At 76.6% G+C, this 18707-nt stretch carries 10 protein-coding genes; 2 read left to right on the top strand and 8 right to left on the bottom strand.

Translation table 11 applies throughout. From position 1 onward, the window contains the following. Nucleotides 1-82: 82 nt before the first annotated feature. Complete coding sequence (locus AB0O19_RS03315; RefSeq protein WP_363617417.1) at nt 83-2488, bottom strand: tetratricopeptide repeat protein; 2406 nt, start codon at nt 2486-2488, stop codon at nt 83-85. 352 nt (nt 2489-2840) lie between these two features. Continuing rightward, nucleotides 2841-5609 carry a BTAD domain-containing putative transcriptional regulator gene (locus AB0O19_RS03320; protein WP_363617419.1) on the bottom strand — a complete coding sequence of 923 codons (2769 nt, stop codon included), beginning with the start codon at nt 5607-5609 and terminating at the stop codon, nt 2841-2843. 350 nt (nt 5610-5959) lie between these two features. Between AB0O19_RS03320 and AB0O19_RS03325 the strand changes: the two genes are divergently transcribed. Beyond that, a complete protein-coding gene (locus AB0O19_RS03325) occupies nt 5960-8869 on the top strand; it encodes an AfsR/SARP family transcriptional regulator (protein ID WP_363617421.1) in 2910 nt (969 codons plus the stop codon). Here the strand turns inward: AB0O19_RS03325 and AB0O19_RS03330 are convergent. Further along, on the bottom strand, nt 8800-9498 hold the full coding sequence (locus AB0O19_RS03330) for a sigma-70 family RNA polymerase sigma factor (protein ID WP_350879510.1): 699 nt from the start codon (nt 9496-9498) through the stop codon (nt 8800-8802). The two genes, AB0O19_RS03325 and AB0O19_RS03330, sit on opposite strands and share 70 nt — an antisense overlap. Nucleotides 9499-9715: 217 nt before the next feature. Then, the gene (locus tag AB0O19_RS03335) at nt 9716-10066 is read right to left on the bottom strand and encodes a hypothetical protein (RefSeq protein WP_363617423.1); all 351 of its coding nucleotides are present in this window, start codon (nt 10064-10066) and stop codon (nt 9716-9718) included. A 559-nt stretch (nt 10067-10625) separates the two neighbouring features. Between AB0O19_RS03335 and AB0O19_RS03340 the strand changes: the two genes are divergently transcribed. Beyond that, a complete protein-coding gene (locus AB0O19_RS03340) occupies nt 10626-11633 on the top strand; it encodes a hypothetical protein (protein ID WP_363617425.1) in 1008 nt (335 codons plus the stop codon). Between the two features lie 191 nt (nt 11634-11824). On the opposite strand, the gene AB0O19_RS03345 is transcribed toward AB0O19_RS03340, so the two are convergent. The 4 genes from AB0O19_RS03345 to AB0O19_RS03360 all read right to left on the bottom strand — a co-directional run bounded on the left by AB0O19_RS03345 (nt 11825) and on the right by AB0O19_RS03360 (nt 18499). Then, the gene (locus AB0O19_RS03345) at nt 11825-13054 is read right to left on the bottom strand and encodes a S8 family serine peptidase (RefSeq protein ID WP_363617427.1); all 1230 of its coding nucleotides are present in this window, start codon (nt 13052-13054) and stop codon (nt 11825-11827) included. Continuing rightward, nucleotides 13051-16410 carry a right-handed parallel beta-helix repeat-containing protein gene (locus AB0O19_RS03350; RefSeq protein WP_363617429.1) on the bottom strand — a complete coding sequence of 1120 codons (3360 nt, stop codon included), beginning with the start codon at nt 16408-16410 and terminating at the stop codon, nt 13051-13053. The genes AB0O19_RS03345 and AB0O19_RS03350 overlap by 4 nt, the downstream gene beginning before the upstream one ends. 63 nt (nt 16411-16473) lie before the next feature. Then, nucleotides 16474-17985, bottom strand: a complete 1512-nt coding sequence (locus AB0O19_RS03355) for a hypothetical protein (RefSeq protein ID WP_363617431.1) — start codon at nt 17983-17985, stop codon at nt 16474-16476. A 67-nt stretch (nt 17986-18052) separates the two neighbouring features. Beyond that, the gene (locus tag AB0O19_RS03360) at nt 18053-18499 is read right to left on the bottom strand and encodes a hypothetical protein (RefSeq protein WP_363617433.1); all 447 of its coding nucleotides are present in this window, start codon (nt 18497-18499) and stop codon (nt 18053-18055) included. Nucleotides 18500-18707 lie beyond the last annotated feature (208 nt).

Here is an 18707-nt window from a genome sequence, read left to right on the forward strand (position 1 = left end):
CGCACAGTCCGCCGCTCACGCGCCCGCACGGCCCACCCGCCGTGCGGGCGTGCGCGTTTCGCCCGCCACCGGGCTTCCCGCCTCACCCCGTCCGGCGCCGCCCCTGCCGGGGGCCGTCCGCGCTGAGGTCGGTGAGCGCCTCGGTGAGGAGTTCGCGGGCCTCCTCGGCGCGGCCCTGCTCGATCAGGGCGGTGCCGAGCTCGGTGAGGGTCTTGGTCATGCTGTCCGGCCGGCCGATCTCCTCGTAGTGGGTCAGGGCCTGCCGGTAGGCCTTCTCGGCCGCCGGCCAGCGCCCCAGCGCGGCGCGGTCCAGGCCGAGTTCGTGTGCCGTCATGGCCGCCGCCAGGTGCATCAGCGGCGAGGACCAGCGCTCCACCAGTTCCAACGCGCCGGCCAGCGCGCGCCGGCGGGACTCCACCGCCTCCTCGGCCCGGCCCGAGTCGCGCAGGCAGTTGGCCGCGCCGCGCAGCGTGACCAGCCGGCCGATCCAGCCGGAGCGGCTGTTGACGGCGGCGAAGGTGTCCGCGGCCCGGTGGTAGGCGTCGATGGCCTCCCGGTGCCGGTGCAGGTGCCGAAGGCCCGCCGCGAGGTAGGTCAGCGCCCAGCCCTCCTGCTCGCGGGCGCCGATCCGGCGGGCCAGTTCCAGCCCCTCGTTGGCCAGGTCGATGCCGCGCTGGTAGCGGTGCAGGCAGGTGACGTACGTCCACGCCAGGTAGTTGACGTGGACGGCCTCGGCCAGCTGGTCTCCGCAGGCGCGGGCCGCGTCGACCGACAGCTGGAAGACCTCGGCCCAGATGTCCCAGCTCAGCAGCCGGTCGGAGAACCAGTGCATGGCCTCGGCGGTGTCGATCACCTCCCGGTGCCGGCCGGCGGCGAAGGCCTGGTGGAGGGCGGCCAGCCACTCCGGGTGCTCCTCCTCCAGCCAGCGCGCCGCCTCGGTGAGCGGCACCGGGGGGCCGGTCCGGTCCGCGTCGGCGTCGGGATCGGTGTCGGGGTCCGCCGTCGCGTGGTCCGGGTCGAACCGGAGGCCGTACTCGGCGGCCCGGTTCAGCAGCCAGTCACCGGCCCTGGCCCGGGCCCGCGCCACCGCCTCGGGGCCCTCGTCGGCGCCGAGCCGCTCGCCCGCGTAGAGCCGGACCAGGTCGTGCAGCCGATAGCGCTCCGGGGTGGCGAGTTGCACCAGCCCGGCGTCGATCAGCTGCTCCAGGACGAGTTCGGTCCGGCCGACCGGCAGGCCCGCGTAGGCGGCGGCGACGGCGGCGGTGAAGTCGTGCCCGGCGGTCAGTGCGGAGCGGCGCAGCACCAGCTGGGATTCGGCCGGCAGCCGCCGGTAGGACAGCGCGAAGGCCGGACGGACGGCCAGGTCTCCGGTCTCCAGCAAGTCCAACCGGTGTTCCTCTGCGGCCAGTTGGCGCACCAGATGGCTGACCGGCTGCTGCGGGCGGGCCACCAGCCGCTGCCCGGCGATGCGCAGCGCGAGCGGCAGGTAGCCGCAGAGCCGGGCCAGTTCGGCGGTGGCGTCGGGCGCCGCGTCGATCCGCTCGCGGCCGGCGATCCGGGCCAGCAGGTCGGCGGCCTCGCCCGGGGCCAGGGCGTCCAGCCGCAGGCGGAGCACCGACTCCAGTCCGGGCAGGGTGTTGCGGCTGGTCACCAGGGTCACGGCGGGCCCGGAGCCGGGCAGCAGCGGGCGCACCTGGCTCTCGTCGGCGGCGTTGTCCAGGACCAGGACGAGCCGGCGCTCGCGCACCAGGGCCCGGTAGAGGCCCGCCCGTTCCTCCGTCCCGGCGGGCACCGCGTTGTCGGCGACGCCCAGGGCGCGCAGCACCTGGCCGAGCGCGTCGCGGGCGGAGAGCGGGGTGGCGGCCATGCCGCCGAGGTCGAGCGAGAGCTGCCCGTCGGGGAAGGAGGGGGCCAGGGTGTGGGCGGCGTGCAGGGCGAAGGCGGTCTTGCCCAGGCCGGGCTGACCGCTGATCAGCACCACCCGGGGGTGGGCGGGTCGGTCGTCCTCGGCCAGCTCGGTCAGCAGGGCGAGGGCGTTCTCGCGGGCGGTGAAGTCGGCGATGTCGCGGGGCAGCGCGAGGGCGCCCGGCACGAGCGGGGCGGGGGGCGCGGCGTCCCCGGTCTCGGCGTCCCCGGTCTCGGCCGGTCCGGCGGGGGCCGGGGCGGGGGCGGCCTGCCCGCGGGTGGGGGCGGCGGCCGGCACCGGCCTGGTCCCCCGGGGGCGGCCGCACTGAGCGGCGCGGTCCAGCGCGGCGGTTTGCGGGGCGTCCAGGCCCAGCGTCTCGGCCAGGGCCCGGACGGTGCGCCGCTGCGGCCCGCGGGTGCGGCCGCGCTCCATGTCACCGACGGCGCGCAGGCTGACGCCGGCCGCCGCGGCGAGCTCCTCCTGGGTCAGGCCCGCCGCCACCCGGTGCCCGGCCAGCAGGCGGCCGAAGTCGCCGGCCCCCTCGGACTCCGTGCCCGCTCCCGTGCCGCTCACAGCCGTCATGTCCCGCCCCTGCTAGCGCCGTTACTTCTGCCAGGCCTTGTGCCTGATCGACCGTCCCAGGCAGAAGTATGCCCGGGCAGAAGTATGCCTCGCACCCAGCCCTTTCCCAGCATCGAGCGCCCAGCTCAGGCGCCGGGCACCCCGGTGCGGGCCGCGGCGTCCCACCTGCTGGTGGGACGGCCGTGCGTGCTGGTTCTGCCCATAGTTCCGCCTGTAGTTGTGCCGATCGGACGGGACGAACGGGACGAACGGGACGGGCAGGACGGGCAGGACGAGCGGGACGAGCGGGACGGGCAGGACGAGCGGGACGGGCGGGGCAGGGCTGCTGCTGCGGCGGCGGGGCGGCGCACCGTCAGCGCTCCCCCGCCGCCAGGGCCCGGGCCGCCTGCCGTCTGGCGACGGCGCCCTCGGTGGTGCGACCCAGTTCGCACAGCAGGTCAGCCAGCAGGCCGTGGGTGCGGGACTCCAGTCCGGTGTCGCCGACCGTACGGCCCAGGGCGACGGCGAGTCGGGCCGTGGACAGGGCGGCGTCGCGGCGGCCGAGCGCGTGCAGGGCGCGGGCCCGGCTCTGGGTGGCGAGGACGGCCTCGGCGCCGGAGCGGGTGGTGGCGACCCGGACGGCCTCGTCGGCGTGGACCAGGGCCGGGCCGGGGGAGCCGGCCAGGACCAGCGCGTCGGCGAGGTCGGTGAGCGCGCGGACGAGCAGGCCGCCGACGGCCGGGGTGCGGGCGGCGCTCACCAGGTCGGTCATCAGCGGCAGGGCCTGGTCGTAGCGGCCGGCCCGCAGCAGCGCACCGGCCACCCGGGCACGGCATTGGTGGCGCAGCAGTTGGTCGCCGGCCCGGTCTGCGGCGGCCACGGCCCGTTCCAGTTGCTGGACGGCGGTGCGATGGGCGGCGCGGTCGACGTGCAGGACGGCGAGGTCGGTGGCCAGCCGGGCGACGGCCGCCTGGTCCGCGCAGCTGTGGGCGGCGCGCAGGCCGGCCTCGGTGACGGCACGCCAGTGCGTCCGGTCGTGGCCGGTGGTCTCGTACAGCAGGCCTATCCGGTGGGCGAGTTGCCAGGATTCGGCGGTCCGGCCGAACTGCTCGGCGCAGACCACCACCGCGCGCAGGGCGCTCTCCTCCCGGCGGAACCAGGCGGCCGCCTCCGCCGGGGCCGCGCCGCCGCCCTCGGGCGTCCAGGCGCCGGTGGTGCAGCCGCCGGTGGTCCAGGCCGCGGTGACCGCGAGGTAGTGGGCGATCAGCCGGTCGAGGGCGACGAACCGGTCGTCGCAGGTGAGTTCGGCGGCCTGCCCGGCCGCGAAGCGCCGGACCAGCTCGCGCCGGGCGTAGCGGCCGGGCGTGGTCTCCTCCAGCAGGTGGACGGCGTCGAGGCGGGTCAGCAGGGTGCGGGTGGCGGCGGGCGGCAGGTCGGCGAGCGCGGCGGCGGTGGCGGTGTCGATCACCGCGCCGGGGTGCAGGCCGAGCAGGGTGAACAGCCGGGCGGGGGCGGGCGGCAGGGTCCGGTAGGTGTGGTCCAGGGCGGTGGTGACACCGATCGGGCCGCGGTCGGTGCCGGCCAGGGTGGCGAGGCCGGTCTGCTCGTCGGCGAGTTCCGCGGCCAGGTCGCCCAGGGTCCAGCCGGGGCGGGCGGCCAGCCGGGCGGCGGCCAGCCGCAGGGCGAGCGGCAGGTGGTCGCAGGCCGCGGCGAGGTCGGCGGCCGCCTGCGGTTCGGCGGCGACCCGGGCCGGGCCGAGGGTCCGGGCGAGCAGTTCGGCCGCGTCCTCGGCGCCGAGGACGCCCAGCGGGAGCGGGATGCCGCCGTCGCGGACCAGCAGGTCGCGCAGCCGGCTGCGGCTGGTGACGACGACGACGGGGGTGCCGCGGGTGCCTGCGTCCCCGTCCCCGGCCCCGTCCCCGTCCGGGCCGTCCCCCGGCGGGGGCGGGTCGGGCAGCAGCGGGGCGAGCTGCTCGTACGAGCGCGCGTCGTCCAGCACGATCAGCAGCCGGCGGCCGGCCAGCAGTTCCCGGTAGCGCTGCTCCCGCTCCTCGGGCGAGGCGGGCAGGGCGCCCGCCGGCTCGCCGAGGGCGAGCAGGAACCCGGCCAGCACGTCGGCGGGTTCGCGGGGCCCGGCCGGGTCGAAGCCGCCCAGCTCGGCGTGCAGGACTCCGTCGGGGAAGTGCCCGGTGGACCGCTGCACCCAGTGCTGGACCAGGCTGGTCTTGCCGACCCCGGCCGGTCCGGTGACCAGGATCGGGTGGCCGGACCGGACGGCGGCGGCCAGGGCCTCGTCGAGCCGGGCGAATTCGGCCGACCGGCCGGTGAACCTGCGGTCCGGCGCACCACGCCTCGGAAGCCGGGCGGGTCTGGGCGGCGCGTCCCGCTCGGGGCCGTCCGCCGACCGTTCACCGGCGTGGCACAGCTCCGGACCGGGCGGGCCGGAGAGCCGGGCCACCGCCCGGTCGTACCAGGCCGCCGCCTCGTCCCGGCGGCCGGCCTGGTCGAGGCAGCGGACCAGCCGGGCGACCAGCGTCTGCCGGGTCGGGTGGGCGGCCGCCGCCTCGGCCAGCTCGGCGGCCAGCTCGCCGCCGCGGCCGGCCCCGAGCAGGCCCTCGGCGAGCCGGTCCAGGGCGCGCAGCCGCAGGTCGGTGACGTGCGGCAGGGTGCGCTCGCGCAGCAGGACGGACCCGCAGTCGACGAGGGCCGGGCCTCGGAACAGGTCCAGGGCGGCACGCAGCAGGGGCACGGCCGGATCGTGCGGCTCGGGCTCGGTGCTCCCGGCGGGCGCGGCCGGGGCGGGCCGCAGCACGCCCGCCCGGTCGCAGAGCCCGCGGAAGTGCAGCAGGTCCACCCGTTCGGGGTCGCCGGCCAGCAGGTAGCCGGCGCCGCGGGTGCCCAGGGTGAGCCCGGGGCAGTCGAGCAGTTGGCGCAGGGCCGCGACGTGCCCCTGGAGCGCGGCGCGGGCGGTGGGGGGCGCGTCGCCGTCCCAGACCAGCTCGATCAGCTCGTCGGTGCCGACGGTCTGGTTGAGCCGGATGGCGAGGGTGCTCAGCAGCGCCCGGCGTTTGGGGGCCGAGGGTGTGACCGTCGTCCCGTCGTCCCGTCGTACGGCGACCGGCCCGAGCAGGTCGATGTGCATGCGGCCCTCTCCTCCCCTGTCGCCGATCGGATCCGCCGCCGACGACAACCTCCGGCGTCTTCCCGGCGTCGTCAGAGGATAGGCCTGGTCCGGTCACGTGCACGCGGCCGGATGGGGTCTGCTCGGATCTGGTGGATCTTGTCGGGTCGGACCCGGACCCGGCAAGATCCGCAGGGCCCGGCATCGACGTCCGTTCCGCCGGGCGCCGCCACCCGGTGGCGCCCGGGGAGTGGGCGATCTGGCGCGAACAGGACACTTCAGGGCACTACACTGCTCCACCCCGGGGCACGCCCCGGACGTCAATGGGGCGGGGGGACGCCCTGCCCGTCGTGGGTGAAGTGGGGGTACTGGTGCGGATTCGGCTCCTCGGCCCGGTGGAGCTGCGGGCCGGGGCGGACGGCTTCGCCTCGCTGCCGGGGGCGCAGCGCAGGGCGATCCTGGCGCTGCTCGCGTTGCGGCTGGGCCGGGTGGTCGGGGTGGACGGCTTCTGCGAGCTGCTGTGGGGCGAGCGGCCGCCGGCCAGCGCCCGGGCCGCCCTACAGGGGCACGTGGCGGCGCTGCGCAAGGCGATCGCCGACACCCCGTTCGTGCTGCACACCCGTTCGTCCGGCTACCTGCTGTCCGGTCCGGCCGAGGAGGTGGACGCGCTGCGCTTCGAGGCGCTGACCGACCGGGCCGCCGAACAGGCCGGACTCGGCTGCGACACGGCGGACGCGCAGGCGATCGCGCTGCTGGAGCAGGCGTTGCGGTTGTGGCGCGGCGAGGCCCTGGCCGACCTGCCCGACACCGCCGTGCGCGCGGCGGTGGTCGACCAGCTGGAGCAGGCCCGCACCGCCGCCGTGCTCAGCTGGGCCGGGCTGCGGCTGCGCCAGGGCAGCGGGGTGGCGGCGGTGCCGGCCCTGGAGCAGCACGTGCGGACCGACGGGCTGCGCGAGGAGCTGGTGGCGCTGCTGATGCGCTGTCTGCACCAGGCCGGGCGGCCGGCGGACGCGCTGTCCGCCTACCACCAGGCCCGGGTGCGGCTGGACCGCGAGCTGGGGATCCGGCCCGGCCCGGCGCTCCAGGCGGCGCTCGCCGAGGTGCTGTCCGGGGGCCGGGCCGAGCAGCCGGCCCCGGCCCGCTCGGCGGCCCCTCCGGCCGCGCCGCGGGTGCCCCGTCAACTCCCGCGCCGCCCGGTCGACTTCGTCGGCCGGGACAGCGAGGGCTGCTGGCTGGACGGCGAGTGCGGCCCGGACCGCGCCGGTGACGGCCTGGCCGTGGTGGTCGGACCGGCCGGGGCCGGCAAGAGCGCGCTGGTCACCGCCTGGGCGCACCGCCGCGCCCCGCACTTCCCGGACGGGCAGCTGTTCGCCGACCTGCGGGGCCTCGACCCGGCCGGCCCGGCCGACCCGGAGGCCGCCCTCGGCGGCTTCCTGCGGGCCCTCGGGGTCTCCGAGGGCGCCGTACCCGAGGACCGGGACGACCGGGCCGCGCTCTACCGCGACCGGACCAGGGGGCGGCGCCTGCTGGTGGTCCTGGACGACGCCGCCGATGCCGACCAGGTCGCCGACCTGCTGCCGCAGGGGCCCGGCTGCGCCGCCGTGGTGACCAGCCGCGGCTCGCTGGAGGGGCTGGTGGCCGCCGACGGTGCGGCCCTGCTGCGCCTGCCCCCGCTGCCCCAGGACGACTCCCTGCGGCTGCTGGAGCGCGCGCTCGGCCCCGACCGGCTGCGGGCCGAACCGGCCGCCGCCGCCGAACTGGCCGGGCTCTGCGACCACCTGCCGCTGGCGCTGCGGATCGCCGCGGCCCGGCTGGCCACCCGCCCGGACTGGACGATCGCCGAACTGGTCGCCGAACTCGCCGACGAGCAGACCAGACTGCCCGTCCTGGACGCCGACGGCGCGACCGGCGTCACCACCGAGCTCCTCCTGACGTACCGCCGCCTCTCCCCCGGCGCCGCCGAACTGCTCACCCTCCTGGCCGCCCACCCGGGCCGGGAGGTGGACACCCTGACCAGTGCGGCCGTGCTCGGCGCCGACCCGGCCACCGCCCGCCGGTCGCTCGGCGAACTCGCCGCCCACCACCTGCTCACCGGTGCGGCGCCCGGGCGCTACGGCCGCGCCGAGCTGGTCCGGCTGTTCAGTGCCGGGCTGCTCGCCGAGCAGCCCGAGCCGCGCCGGCGCCTCGCCCGGGAGCGGCTGCTGGACTACTACCAGGCGGCGCTGCGGCAGGGCGGCGAGTTCATCGAGCCGGGCCAGGACGGTTTCGACGCGCTCGTCCACCCGCCGCGGGCCCTGCCGCCGGCCGACGGCATCCGCGCCGCACTGGACTGGTTCCAGGCCGAGGAGCCCGCGATCCGCGCGCTGATCACCGGCACCGCCGACGACCCGGACCGGGTCTGGCGGCTGGCCCAGGCCGCCGGCCCGCTGTACTACGGCTCCAGCCGGTTCACCGACTGGCTGGGCTGCCTGCGCGCGGGCGTCCGGGCGGCCGAGCGGTGCGGCGACGAGCTGGCCGCCGCCCAGTTGCACGGCGCCCGGGCGAACGCGCTGCTCGGGCTGGAACGCCGTCAGGAGGCGGCCGAGGCCGCGCGCCGGGCGGTGGCCGCCGGCGAGGCCGCGACCGGGCCCGCGGGCCGCGCCGCGTACGCCCGCGCGCTCGCCACCCAGTCGCTGATCACCGCGATCCTGGGCAGCGCGACCGAGGCCGCCCGGCTGGCGTCCGGCTCGGCCGCGCTGGCCGTGGAGTCCGGCGACCCCCGGCCGCTGGCCGTCGCCCTGGTCCACCACAGCTGGGTGAGCCTGCTGGCCGGGGACCGGCAGGGTGCGCTGCGGCAGGCCCGGGAGGCCAGGGAGCTGCTGCCCGCCCGCCCGGTCACCTCGATCCACCTGTGGTCGATGCTGACCGAGGCGCACACCCTGCCCCCGCACGGGCGCAGCGAGACCGTCGACCTGGCCTGGCACCGGCTGCTGGCCGGCTGCGAGGAAGCGGGCCTGCTCTACCTCCAGGCCATCGCCGAACAGTCGCACGCCGCCTACCTGCTGAGCCGGGGCCGCGAACTGGAGGCCCTGGACCGGCTGCGCTCGGCGCTCGACCGCTTCCGCAGCCACGACCGACTGGCCGGGGTGCAGAGCGAGTTCACCACCAGCCTGGAGGAGTCCCTGAGCTCGCGCGCGCCACACCGGCGCAGTCAGCAGTCAGCGGTCAACGGTCAGCGGGAGACGGCGGCACCCGGGCGGTCGAGCGCGGCCGCCTGGCCGCGGCCGTCGGCCGGGCCGTAGCCGTGCTCCGCCGCGAGGACCGGGCGCAGCGCCCGGATCGCGTAGAAGTTGCGGGACTTGACCGTCCCCGGCGGCACCCCGAGCCGGGCCGCCGCCTCCACCACCGAGCGGTCCCGCAGGTGCAGTTCGACCAGCACCTCGCGGTGGTGCTTCTGCACCCGGCGCAGGGCCAGTGCGATGTCCCGGGCGACGACCACCTGCTCGTACGGGTCCTCGGCGAGCGGACGGTCCTCCAGCGGCTCGCCGATCACCTCCTTGGCGCGGGCGGCGGCCATCCGGTAGTGGTCGATCGCGATCCGCCGGGCCACCGTGAACAGCCAGGGGCGGCTCTGCTCGGCACCGGCCGCCAGCGCCTCGGGGTGCTGCCAGGCGCGCAGCAGGGTCTCCTGGAGGATGTCCTCGGCCTTGCCCCGGTCGCCGCCGGTGGCGCGCAGCAGCGCGCGCAGCAGGTAACCGCCGTGCAGCCGGTGGATCTCGGCGAGCGTGTCCGGGTCGAGGGTCGGGCGGGCCGCCTTCGGCGTGCCGGGCGCGGGGGCGGATCCCGTGGTGGCCGACGGGTCCGTGCCGGCCGGCGGGCCGACGGGCGGCTGGGCGACGGACGTGGGCTGGGCGACGGGCTGCTTCGACACGCGCGGCCTCTCAGATCGGGCAAGGGCAGGGCGACACACCGACCGGACTTCCCCGGCGGCTACAAGCAGCAGACTGCCCGCAGCCGCCAAGGCCGCACCAACGATCCGCCAACGCCCCGGCCCCGCACGACCGGGCCGCAGGCCACGACTCCGCACGGACACCAGCCAGTCATCTCGCAGCCATCTCCCGGCCGCCTCATGGCCACCAGGCCGCCCCTCAGGCCTCGTTGAGCACGCGCACCAACTCCTGGACCCCGTCCTCCCCCCGGTGCTCGATCAGCACCGCGACCCAGGTCGCCAGCTGCTCCCGCTCCACCGCCGACCAGGCCGGTGCCGAGGGGTGCTCGTCGACCACCAGCGCCACCGCCAGCTCCCGCAGCCCCGGTGCGGGCTCCGGCCTCCACCGCTCGGTCGGCAGCGCCCGCAGGGCGAGCCGCCGGGCGGCGGCGGTCACCTCCTCCGCCGTGCCCTCGGGCACCTCCAGCGCGGGCGGCCCGGGCCTGCTCGGCTCCTCCTGCCGTACCAGCGCCGCGACGACCTCGCGCACGTCCGGCCCGTCCGGATCCATCGTTGTCCCTCCCCCATCCCGTCCCACGGGAGTCACGCCGGCTGCTCCTGCATGGCACTCGTTCCGCATCGAGTGCCATCCGAAGACGGTATCTACTGACAGCCGGTCCAGCAGAGGGTTTTCCGGTACGGCCGGGCAGTTGCCGCTCAGCTGCCGCCCGCACGCCGGTTCGGCCGGCGACGAGGCGCCCGGCTGGGCCTCCGCGTTTCGGCAACACCGCGGCCACCGGGCGGGCGCCCACCCCGCACCACGACACCGGCCCCGCCCCAGACCGCCGTCGAGGCCGGGCCGCCGCCGGCGTCCGCGCCGGCCGGAGGACCGGCCGACGACGGCGGACCGGCCGTCGTGACGGCGCGGTTCCTGGTGGCGCGCATGAGCTCCTCCGAGCATGACGAGGAACGCGAGGTGCGCCCTGTCCCGCTCAACGGACCTTCCACCGGGGGCGGTTCACCGATCCGCAGGGTGACGCGCGTTGAACCGGAACGGGCCCTTCGCCCGTAGTCCCGACTGAACGCACCGACGGTCCGGCCCGGCGCACCGTGAACCAGGAGGTCACCCGATGGCTTTCTCCGACGGCACCCCCGACGACGGAGCCGCCGCCACCCCGGAACGGCCCGACTACACACCCGCCGCCTGGCCCGAGCCCGTCCCGCTGCTCCCCCGGCAGCCCCTCGACCCGCTCGGCACCGTCCTGATCCCGCCCGCCGAACGGCGGCTGTTCACCCGCGCACCGGCGCCGCAGGCGCAACCGCCCGCACCGCCCGGCGACCCCACCCCCACCGCCCTGCTCGCGGTACCCACGCCGTCCCCGGCCACGGCCCCCGCCGCGCGCCAGGACCGGGCGGCCCACCCGCGCGCCCTGCGACTGCCCTTCGGCGGCGGCACGGAGGCCCGGCGCCGCCGCCTCGTGGAGCGGATCCGGACCCCGCTGCGCAGCTGCCACCGCATCGCCCTCCTGGGCAGGCCCGCCGGGGGCGTCCCGGTCACGCTCGGCGCCCTCCTGGCGCAGCACCGGCCCGACCCGGTGATCGTCCTCGACCTCGCCGACGCCTCCCGCGTCTCGCACGCCGACCGGCGGATCCTCGACCGGAGCGCGGCCGGCCGGCTCGACATCCTCGCCGTCCGCCCGGACACCCCGGGCCCCGCGTTCCGGGACGCCCTGACCGACCTCAGCGGCCGCTACCCGATGATCCTCAGCGACACCACGGCCGCCGCGGGCGACGTCCAGCTCACGGCCGTCGAACTCGCGGACCAACTGGTCATCTGCGAACACGCCTCCGCCGACGGCGCCCGCAACGCCTCAGCGCTGATCGACCACCTGACCTTCCGCGGCCACGGCGACCTCGTCCGCGGCGGCACCGTCGTCTTCGTCCCCAGCCCGCCCACCGAGCGCCCCGTCGCCGACCGCCAGCTCCTCGCCCACTTCCGCACCCTCTGCCGCGACGTCGTCCTCCTCCCCGCGCACGCCCCGGGCATCCCCGGCCGGCTCCGCCCCCACACCCACCTCGCCTACCTCGAACTCGCCGCGCTCGTCGGCGACGCCCTGGCCATCCGCCACACCGTCTGAGGCCGCACCCCCGCCCGGAGGACGGATGGGCGGCCTCGGGGTACGTGCATCACGGGACGAACGAGGGGGCGCCCCCGCCCGGAGAGCGGCTACGAGCGCCGGGGCCACCGGGAGCCCGGCGGTCGAGGGCGCGGCGCCCACGCCCGAGGAGCCGCGCGACGGTGCAGCGGGAGGACGGCCGGGCCGACCTCTCACGCCTGGCCGTCCTCCGCCCTCCCCGGGCGCCAGCCGCGAGCACGGGCACGCGGCGTGACGGCGCCGGCGGCGGCGACGAGGGCGATGACGGCCAGTGCGGCCAGGGAGATCACCACGGCCTGGGTGGGGGCGGTGGAGGCGGGTGGAGCGGGGGGCATGGCGAGGGCGGCCGGTGTCGCGGCGGGGGGCGCCTGGTCGGGGACGGAGAGCTGGGTGACGGCGGCGACGGGGTCGATGGTGCCGTAGCCGACCTGCGGGTCGGGGGTGGTGACGGTGTGGTAGGCGGTGGTCTCCAGGCGCCGGATCAACTGGTCGGCGGTGAGGTCCGGGTGGCTGCCGAGGGTGAGGGCGGCGGTGGCGGCGACGAAGGCGGCGGCGAAGCTCGGCCCGGCGCCGGTGTAGTTGCCGCCGGAGGCCGGGCCGGTGCCGGTGACGGCGTCGCCCGGGGCGGCGAGGTCGACCCGGCCGCCGATCGGGACGGCTCCGGCGCCCGAGGGGAGGGCGCCGCCGGGGGCGAGGTCGCGGACGGCGAGGACCTCGCCGTAGGCGGCCGGATAGGCCGGTCCGGGTTTCCCCGAGCCGGGCTGGACGTCAGGGGCCGCAGGCGCGACGATGACCGCCCCCTTGCTCCGGGCCGCCCGCACCGCCCCGGCGAGCGCGTCGTTGCCGGCCGGCAACGCCGCCCCGACCGCGATGATCCGCACTCCCCGTTCGCTCGCCGCCGTGATCCCCTGGGCGAGCAGGTCCGCCGTCGTGGCACCGCCGTCGTCGGTGACGGAGACGGCGAGGATCCGGGCCCGTGGGGCGAGTCCGGCGAAGCCCGTCCCGTCGCGGCGGTCGGCGGCGATCAGGCCGGCCAGGAAGGTGCCGTGGCCGACGCAGTCACGGGCTGGGTCCCCGCCTCCGGTGAGTTTGGGGGCGTAGTCGAGGCGACCGGCGAGCAGGCCGGTGCCGTCGGTCACGCCGGAGCCGAGGACGGCGACGGTGACGCCGTCACCCTGGCTGAGCGGCCAGACCCGGTCGGGGCGCAGGAAGGTCTGGGGCCAGGGCGTGAGCGACGTGCGCTTGGTGGACGGGGGCAGGCAGCCGGCCGGCTTCCCGGACGCGTCGCGCCGCAGCTGGGTGACGCCCGGGAGGCTGTCGTCGCCGACGGGGGTGTCGGCCAGGGCCGTGCCCGCCGTCGGCAGCAGCAGTCCGACGGCGAGGAGGGCGGCCGCCGTCCTCACGCGAGGCTGCCGATCCGCCCGGCCGGGATGTCCTGGGGCAGCAGCAGGCTGAGTTCGTCCAGGTCCGCCACCTCCAGCCGGGAGAGCCGGCCGGCCTGCCGGGTGATCATCGACTCCAGCACCTGACGGGCGAAGCGCCCGTTCCCGAAGGACCGGTCGCGCGGGACGGCGGCGAAGAGTTCGCCGAGCGCCGCCAGCGTCTCCGGTGTGCAGTTGTACCCGGCGGTCTCCGCCTGGAGGCGGACGATGGTGACGAGTTCGTCGTCCGCGTAGTGGTCGAAGGTGATCTCGCGGGAGAAGCGGGAGGCCAGGCCGGGGTTGGAGGAGAGGAAGCCGCGCATCTCCTCCTGGTAGCCGGCCACGATCACCACGACCTCGTCGCGGTGGTCCTCCATCAGCTTCATCAGGGTGTCGACGGCCTCCTGACCGAAGTCGCCGCCGGTGCCGTTGCGGGGCGTCAGGGTGTAGGCCTCGTCGATGAAGAGCACGCCGCCGCGGGCGCGTTCGAAGGCGTCGCGGGTGAGCTGCGCGGTGTGGCCGATGTAGCGGCCGACGAGGTCGGCGCGGGCGGTCTCGATGAGCTGACCGGCCGGCAGGACGTCGAGTTCTGCGAGGAGTTCGCCGTAGAGCCGGGCGATGGTGGTCTTGCCGGTGCCAGGCGGGCCGGAGAAGACCAGATGGTGGCTGATGGTGGCAGCGGGCAGTCCGGCCTCGACGCGGCGGCGGGTCTGCCGGGTCAGGTTGACCAGGTCCTCGACCTGTTCCTTGGCCGCGGCGAGGCCGACCATGCCGCGCAGCCGGTCGAGCAGGCCGGGCTCCTCGGGCTGGTCGGCTCCGGCGGCGGCGCGGGCGACGGCGGCGGCGGCCTGCTCGCCGACGTCGGCGGGGAGCAGCCGGCTGAGGTCGGCGTTGTCGAAGTCCTCCAGTTCGGCGAGCCGGGAGGCCTGGCGGTCGACCATCTCCTCGAAGACCTTGCGGGCGGCGCGGCCGTTACCGAAGTCGGCGCCCTTGGGCATCCGGTCGAAGTGGACGGCGAGGGCCTCGCGGGTGCCGTCGGCGAGCTCGTAGCCGTGGCCCCCGGCGGCGTGTTCGACGATGGTGGTGAGTTCGTCGACGCTGTAGTTCTGGAACTCGACGGTGCGGCTGAACCGCGACGCGAGGCCCGGGTTGGAGGCCAGGAAGTCACGGATCTCGTTCTCGTACCCGGCGACGATCACCACCAGGTCCTCGCGGTGGTCCTCCATCAGCTTGACGATGGTGTCGATGGCCTCGCGGCCGAAGTCCGGTCCGGTCCCGCCGGAGCCGGCCGACAGGGTGTACGCCTCGTCGATGAAGAGCACGCCGCCGAGCGCCTCCATGACGACCTCGGTGGTCTTGAGCGCGGTGCCGCCGATGATCGAGGCGACGAGGTCGGCGCGGGCGACCTCGACCAGGTGGCCGCTGCGCAGCACGCCGAGTTCGGCGAGGATGGCGCCGTAGAGTCGGGCGACGGTGGTCTTGCCGGTGCCGGGCGGGCCGGCGAACACCAGGTGGCGGCTCATCGGGAGGGAGGGCAGCCCGGCCTGCTCGCGGCGCCGGGCCAGCTTGTTGAGGTTGACCAGGGTGGCGACCTGCTCCTTGACGCCCTCCAGGCCGACCAGGGTCTGCAGGACGGCCTGCGGGCCCTGCGGTCCGGGAGCGGCGGGGGCCTCCTGCGGGGTGCCGTCGGCGGACTCGCCCTCGTCCCCGGCGGCGGTCGCCGCGGCGGTGACCGTGCCGTGCGCGTCGGGCGAGCGGTTGTCCCGGCTGTCGAGGTTCTCGACGGCGAGCCGGTCGGTGGGCTCGCTCTGCCGCAGCCCGGCGCCCTGGTTCTCGGCGGTGACGCAGTCGGTGAGCCGGACGGGTTCGGCGGACTCCGAGCGCAGGCCGTCCACGGTGTTGTCGGTCAGCTGGCAGCCGGTGAGGGTGGCGCGGGCGCCGGGCAGCAGGTGGAGCCCGTGGCGGCGGTTGGCCCGCAGCCTGGTCCTGGTCGCGGTGAGTTCGCCGCCGTGTTCGACGCTCGCGCCGTCGAACGCGTTGTCGGCGGACTCGACGTCGCGCAGGGTGGCGATGCCCTCGGCGCCGATCGAGATGCCGCAAGCCTTGCTGCCGCGCACGAGGCTGCCGCCGAGGTAGGTGTTGGCGCCGTCGGCGATCCGGATGCCGTTCTTGCCCGCGTCGAGCACGGTGGCGTCCTCGATCCGGCCGCGCCCGTCCCGCACCACCTCGACGCCGTGGCCACCGGCGTCCGTGACGGTGGTGCGGCGCAGCAGCGGGTTGGCGCCGTCACGGATGACGATGCCGCCGCCGGCCGCGTCGCGCACCTCCAGGCGGTCGAACTCGGCGGCGCTCTCCCCGGTGAGGTCGACGCCGTCGGTCTCGCTGTCGCGCACCACGGCCCGCACCAGGCTGGGGCTGGCCGATTCGTCGACGTGGATGCCGGCCTGCGCGGCGGCGGTGACCTCGCAGTCCTCGAAGGTGCCGCGGGCACGGCCGGCGATGTGCAGGCCGTGGCCCTGGCTGCGGACGGCGCGGCAGCGGCGCAGCAGGGGGTCCGTGCCGTTGGTGAGGACGTACCCGTGGCCGCGCACGGCGGTGACGGTGCAGTCCTCCAGCACCACCCGCGCGGTGGAGCCGAGGAAGACGCCGACCGCGCTGTCGCGGACCTCGGTCCGCAGCAGGCGGGTGGTGCTCTGCTCCTCCAGGGCCACGGCGGGTTTGTCGGTGGCGGAGATCTCGCAGTCCTCGATGACTCCGCGCGCCTCCCCGTTGGCGCAGATGCCGTTGCCGCGCGCGTCGCGCAGGACGCAGCGCCGCACGGTGGGGTTGGCCCGTTCGCCGATCACCAGGGCGGAGGTGCCGAGGTGTTCGATGACGCTGTCCTCGATGACGCTGGCGCCGGTGGAGGTCTCGACCAGCCCGGCGCCGGCGGTGTTGACCACCCGGCAGCCGCGCATGGCCAGTTCGCCCTGCTGGCGGGTGAGAACGGCCGTCCAGGCGTTGCCGATCACCTCGCAGTCCTGTAGGGCGAGCTGGCCGCGCGGGACGTCGACGGCGGGCAGGTCGTCGTCCTGCCCCTGGATCACCAGGCCGGTCAGCTGGACGGCCTCGGCCAGGACCTGGACCACCGAGCCACGGCGCGGACTGATCCGCACACTGCCCCGGACGTCCTCGGCGGTGATGGTCACCACCTTGGTGAGCACCAGGTTCTCCTCGTACCGGCCGGGGCGTACGGAGATCACCGCGCCGCTGCGGGCTGCCTGGAGGGCCTCGCCGATCGTGCGGTAGGAGCCGCGTTCCCGCTGCTCCGCGCAGACCGTCAGCACCGGGCGCGACATGCCTGGGGGTTCCCTTCGTCGTGGGGCGTTCGTTCGTGACCTGCTCGGAGGATCAGGGTCAGGTCAGGGTGTGCAGGTGACGCGCATGGCGCTGGCGGCGTGGTGGGCGTAGGTCTTGTTACCGCCGACCCAGTCCTGGCCGCGGGTGTGCAGGGTGACGGACAGCGAGCCGCGGTACTGGAAGGTGCCCTCGCCGACCCAACGGCCCTGGTTGGAGGTCTGGTTGATCTTGAAGTCGCTCGACCCGCTGCCGCTCTGCACGGTGTAGTAGGTCGGGTTCCCGCCGACCTTCTTCACGTCCCCGCTGGCCGGGATGTAGACGTCCAGGGTGCAGCTGGTGACCTTGTCCACGGTGAAGGTCCACACCACCGAGTTCTTGTCGTCCGAGCCGTCCCCGGACATCGGCACCGAGGTGTACGTCCCGTTGCAGCCGTCGCCGCTGTAGCCGCCGGAGTTGCTCCGCCAGCCGGAGTCGCCCTGGTCGAACCAGCCCTTCTGGCTGTACACGCCGCTCTTGTTGCCGCAGTACGGGCCGGTGACCACGACGGTGGGCGCGGCCTTCTGCGGGGGCGGCGGCGCGGGCTGCTGGGAAGCCGGCGGCGGCGCGGGGTTCTGCGGGGCCGGCTGCTGCGGCGCGGGGTTCTGCGGGGCGGGGTTGGCGGCGCCACCGGCCGCGCTCCCCGCCGCGCCACCTGCGGCGGCAGCGGCGGCGCCACCGGAACCGGAACCCGAGCCGGAGCCGGAGCCGGAGCCGTCCTGGGCGCGACCTGGAGCGGTGGTCGAACTCGCTTTGCCACCACCGGAGTTAGCGGCTCCGCCGGATCGAGCGACAGTGCCCCCCGCGCCTCCGCTGCTTCCGGTGCCGTTCGGGGCCGAGGCCGGCTGGTCGCCCGGGGCGGGCGTGCCCGTACCGGCGTCCGCGGCCGGGACCACCGCGTCGGGCTGACCGGGGGCAGGGGTGCCGCCGGAGCCGCTGGTACCGCCGTGCTCGTCGAAGTTCGGGACGAAGCCGTTGCCGCCGTCCCCACCGCTCTGCCCGTAGCCGGGCGGGGCGTCCGCCTGGGCCGGGCCGCCCTTGTGCTCGTTGCCGCCGAGCTGGGTCACCACCACGGAAGTGCCCACCAGCACCAGGCCGACGGCGACGGCCGCCGCGATCATCGGGCGGGAGACCCGGCCCGGCCGGGGGCCCTGGTCGGTGCCGGTGTCGGTGGAGGGCTCGGCGACGCTCGCGGCGGCCACCGCCTCGGGCGTCCCGGCGGCGGTGGGTGCTGCGGTGGCGGGTGCTGCGGTGGCGGGTGCTGCGGTCGTCGTGGCCGTGGCCGGTGCGGGCACGGGCGGGACGGCGGGAGGTGCAGCCGGCTGCTCGCGCTCCGGCTGCGCGGGCAGCACCGCGGTCGCGGCGCCGGAACCCGCCTCCGCCGCTTCACCCTTCGCCGAGGCGGTTCCCTCCGAGGCGGCCGCCGCCGACGCACCCTCCGGCGGCTCGACCTCCGCCGCCAGGGCCCAGTTCACCTCCGGGAGCTGGAACCCGGCGCCCGTCCGCCCCGCCTCGCCGCGCTTCTCCTCGGCCACCATGCATCCCCTGCACTCGACGACACTCCTGTGGGGAGGTACGGACGGAGTGGCCGAACCGGTTCAGCCGCTACGAGCCGACCGTCCAGACCGGCTCCTCGTCGGAGTCCGGCGGGGTCAGGACGAAGGACACCGCCCGCTCCAGCACCGCCGCGTCCGGCGCCGCCCACGGACCCTCGCCCTGCGCGCGGACGTGAGCGAGCAGCTCCGGGTCGGGCGCCAGCCCGTACTCCTCCAGGTAGTACGTCACGGTGTCGGTCCAGATCCAGGACCCGTCGGTACGGAAGCCCATCGGGACGATGGAGCGTCGCTGCCGGTCCACCACGTCGTCCATCAGCATCGGCGTCAGCAGCACGGGCGCGCCCGCGCGCAGGTAGCCGACGAGTGCCTCGCGCTCCGCGCGCTCCTCGATCCTCGGCCGGTCCGGCCCGAAGCCCGGCCCCGTCACCGGGTCCACGGCGTCGAACACCGACGCCAACCGGAAGTCGTCCCGCATCGTCCCGCTCGTCCCGCTCATCCCGCACTCCTCCCGCCGGTTCGCCCCTACGCTTCGTCCGACGGACGGAAGGCCGCCCCGGGTTCATCGCGGTGCCGGGCCGTCGGCCGACGGCCCGACCGGCCGGGTCGGAGCCAGGGCCCACCACCGGCCGGGGAGAGCGGGAGGGGCGCCGGTGCCGCGCCTCGGACCAGGTGATCCGCGCCACGACGGCCGCCCGGCCCCCACA

This window comes from Kitasatospora sp. NPDC091276 (assembly GCF_040684355.1).
Taxonomy (GTDB): domain Bacteria; phylum Actinomycetota; class Actinomycetes; order Streptomycetales; family Streptomycetaceae; genus Kitasatospora.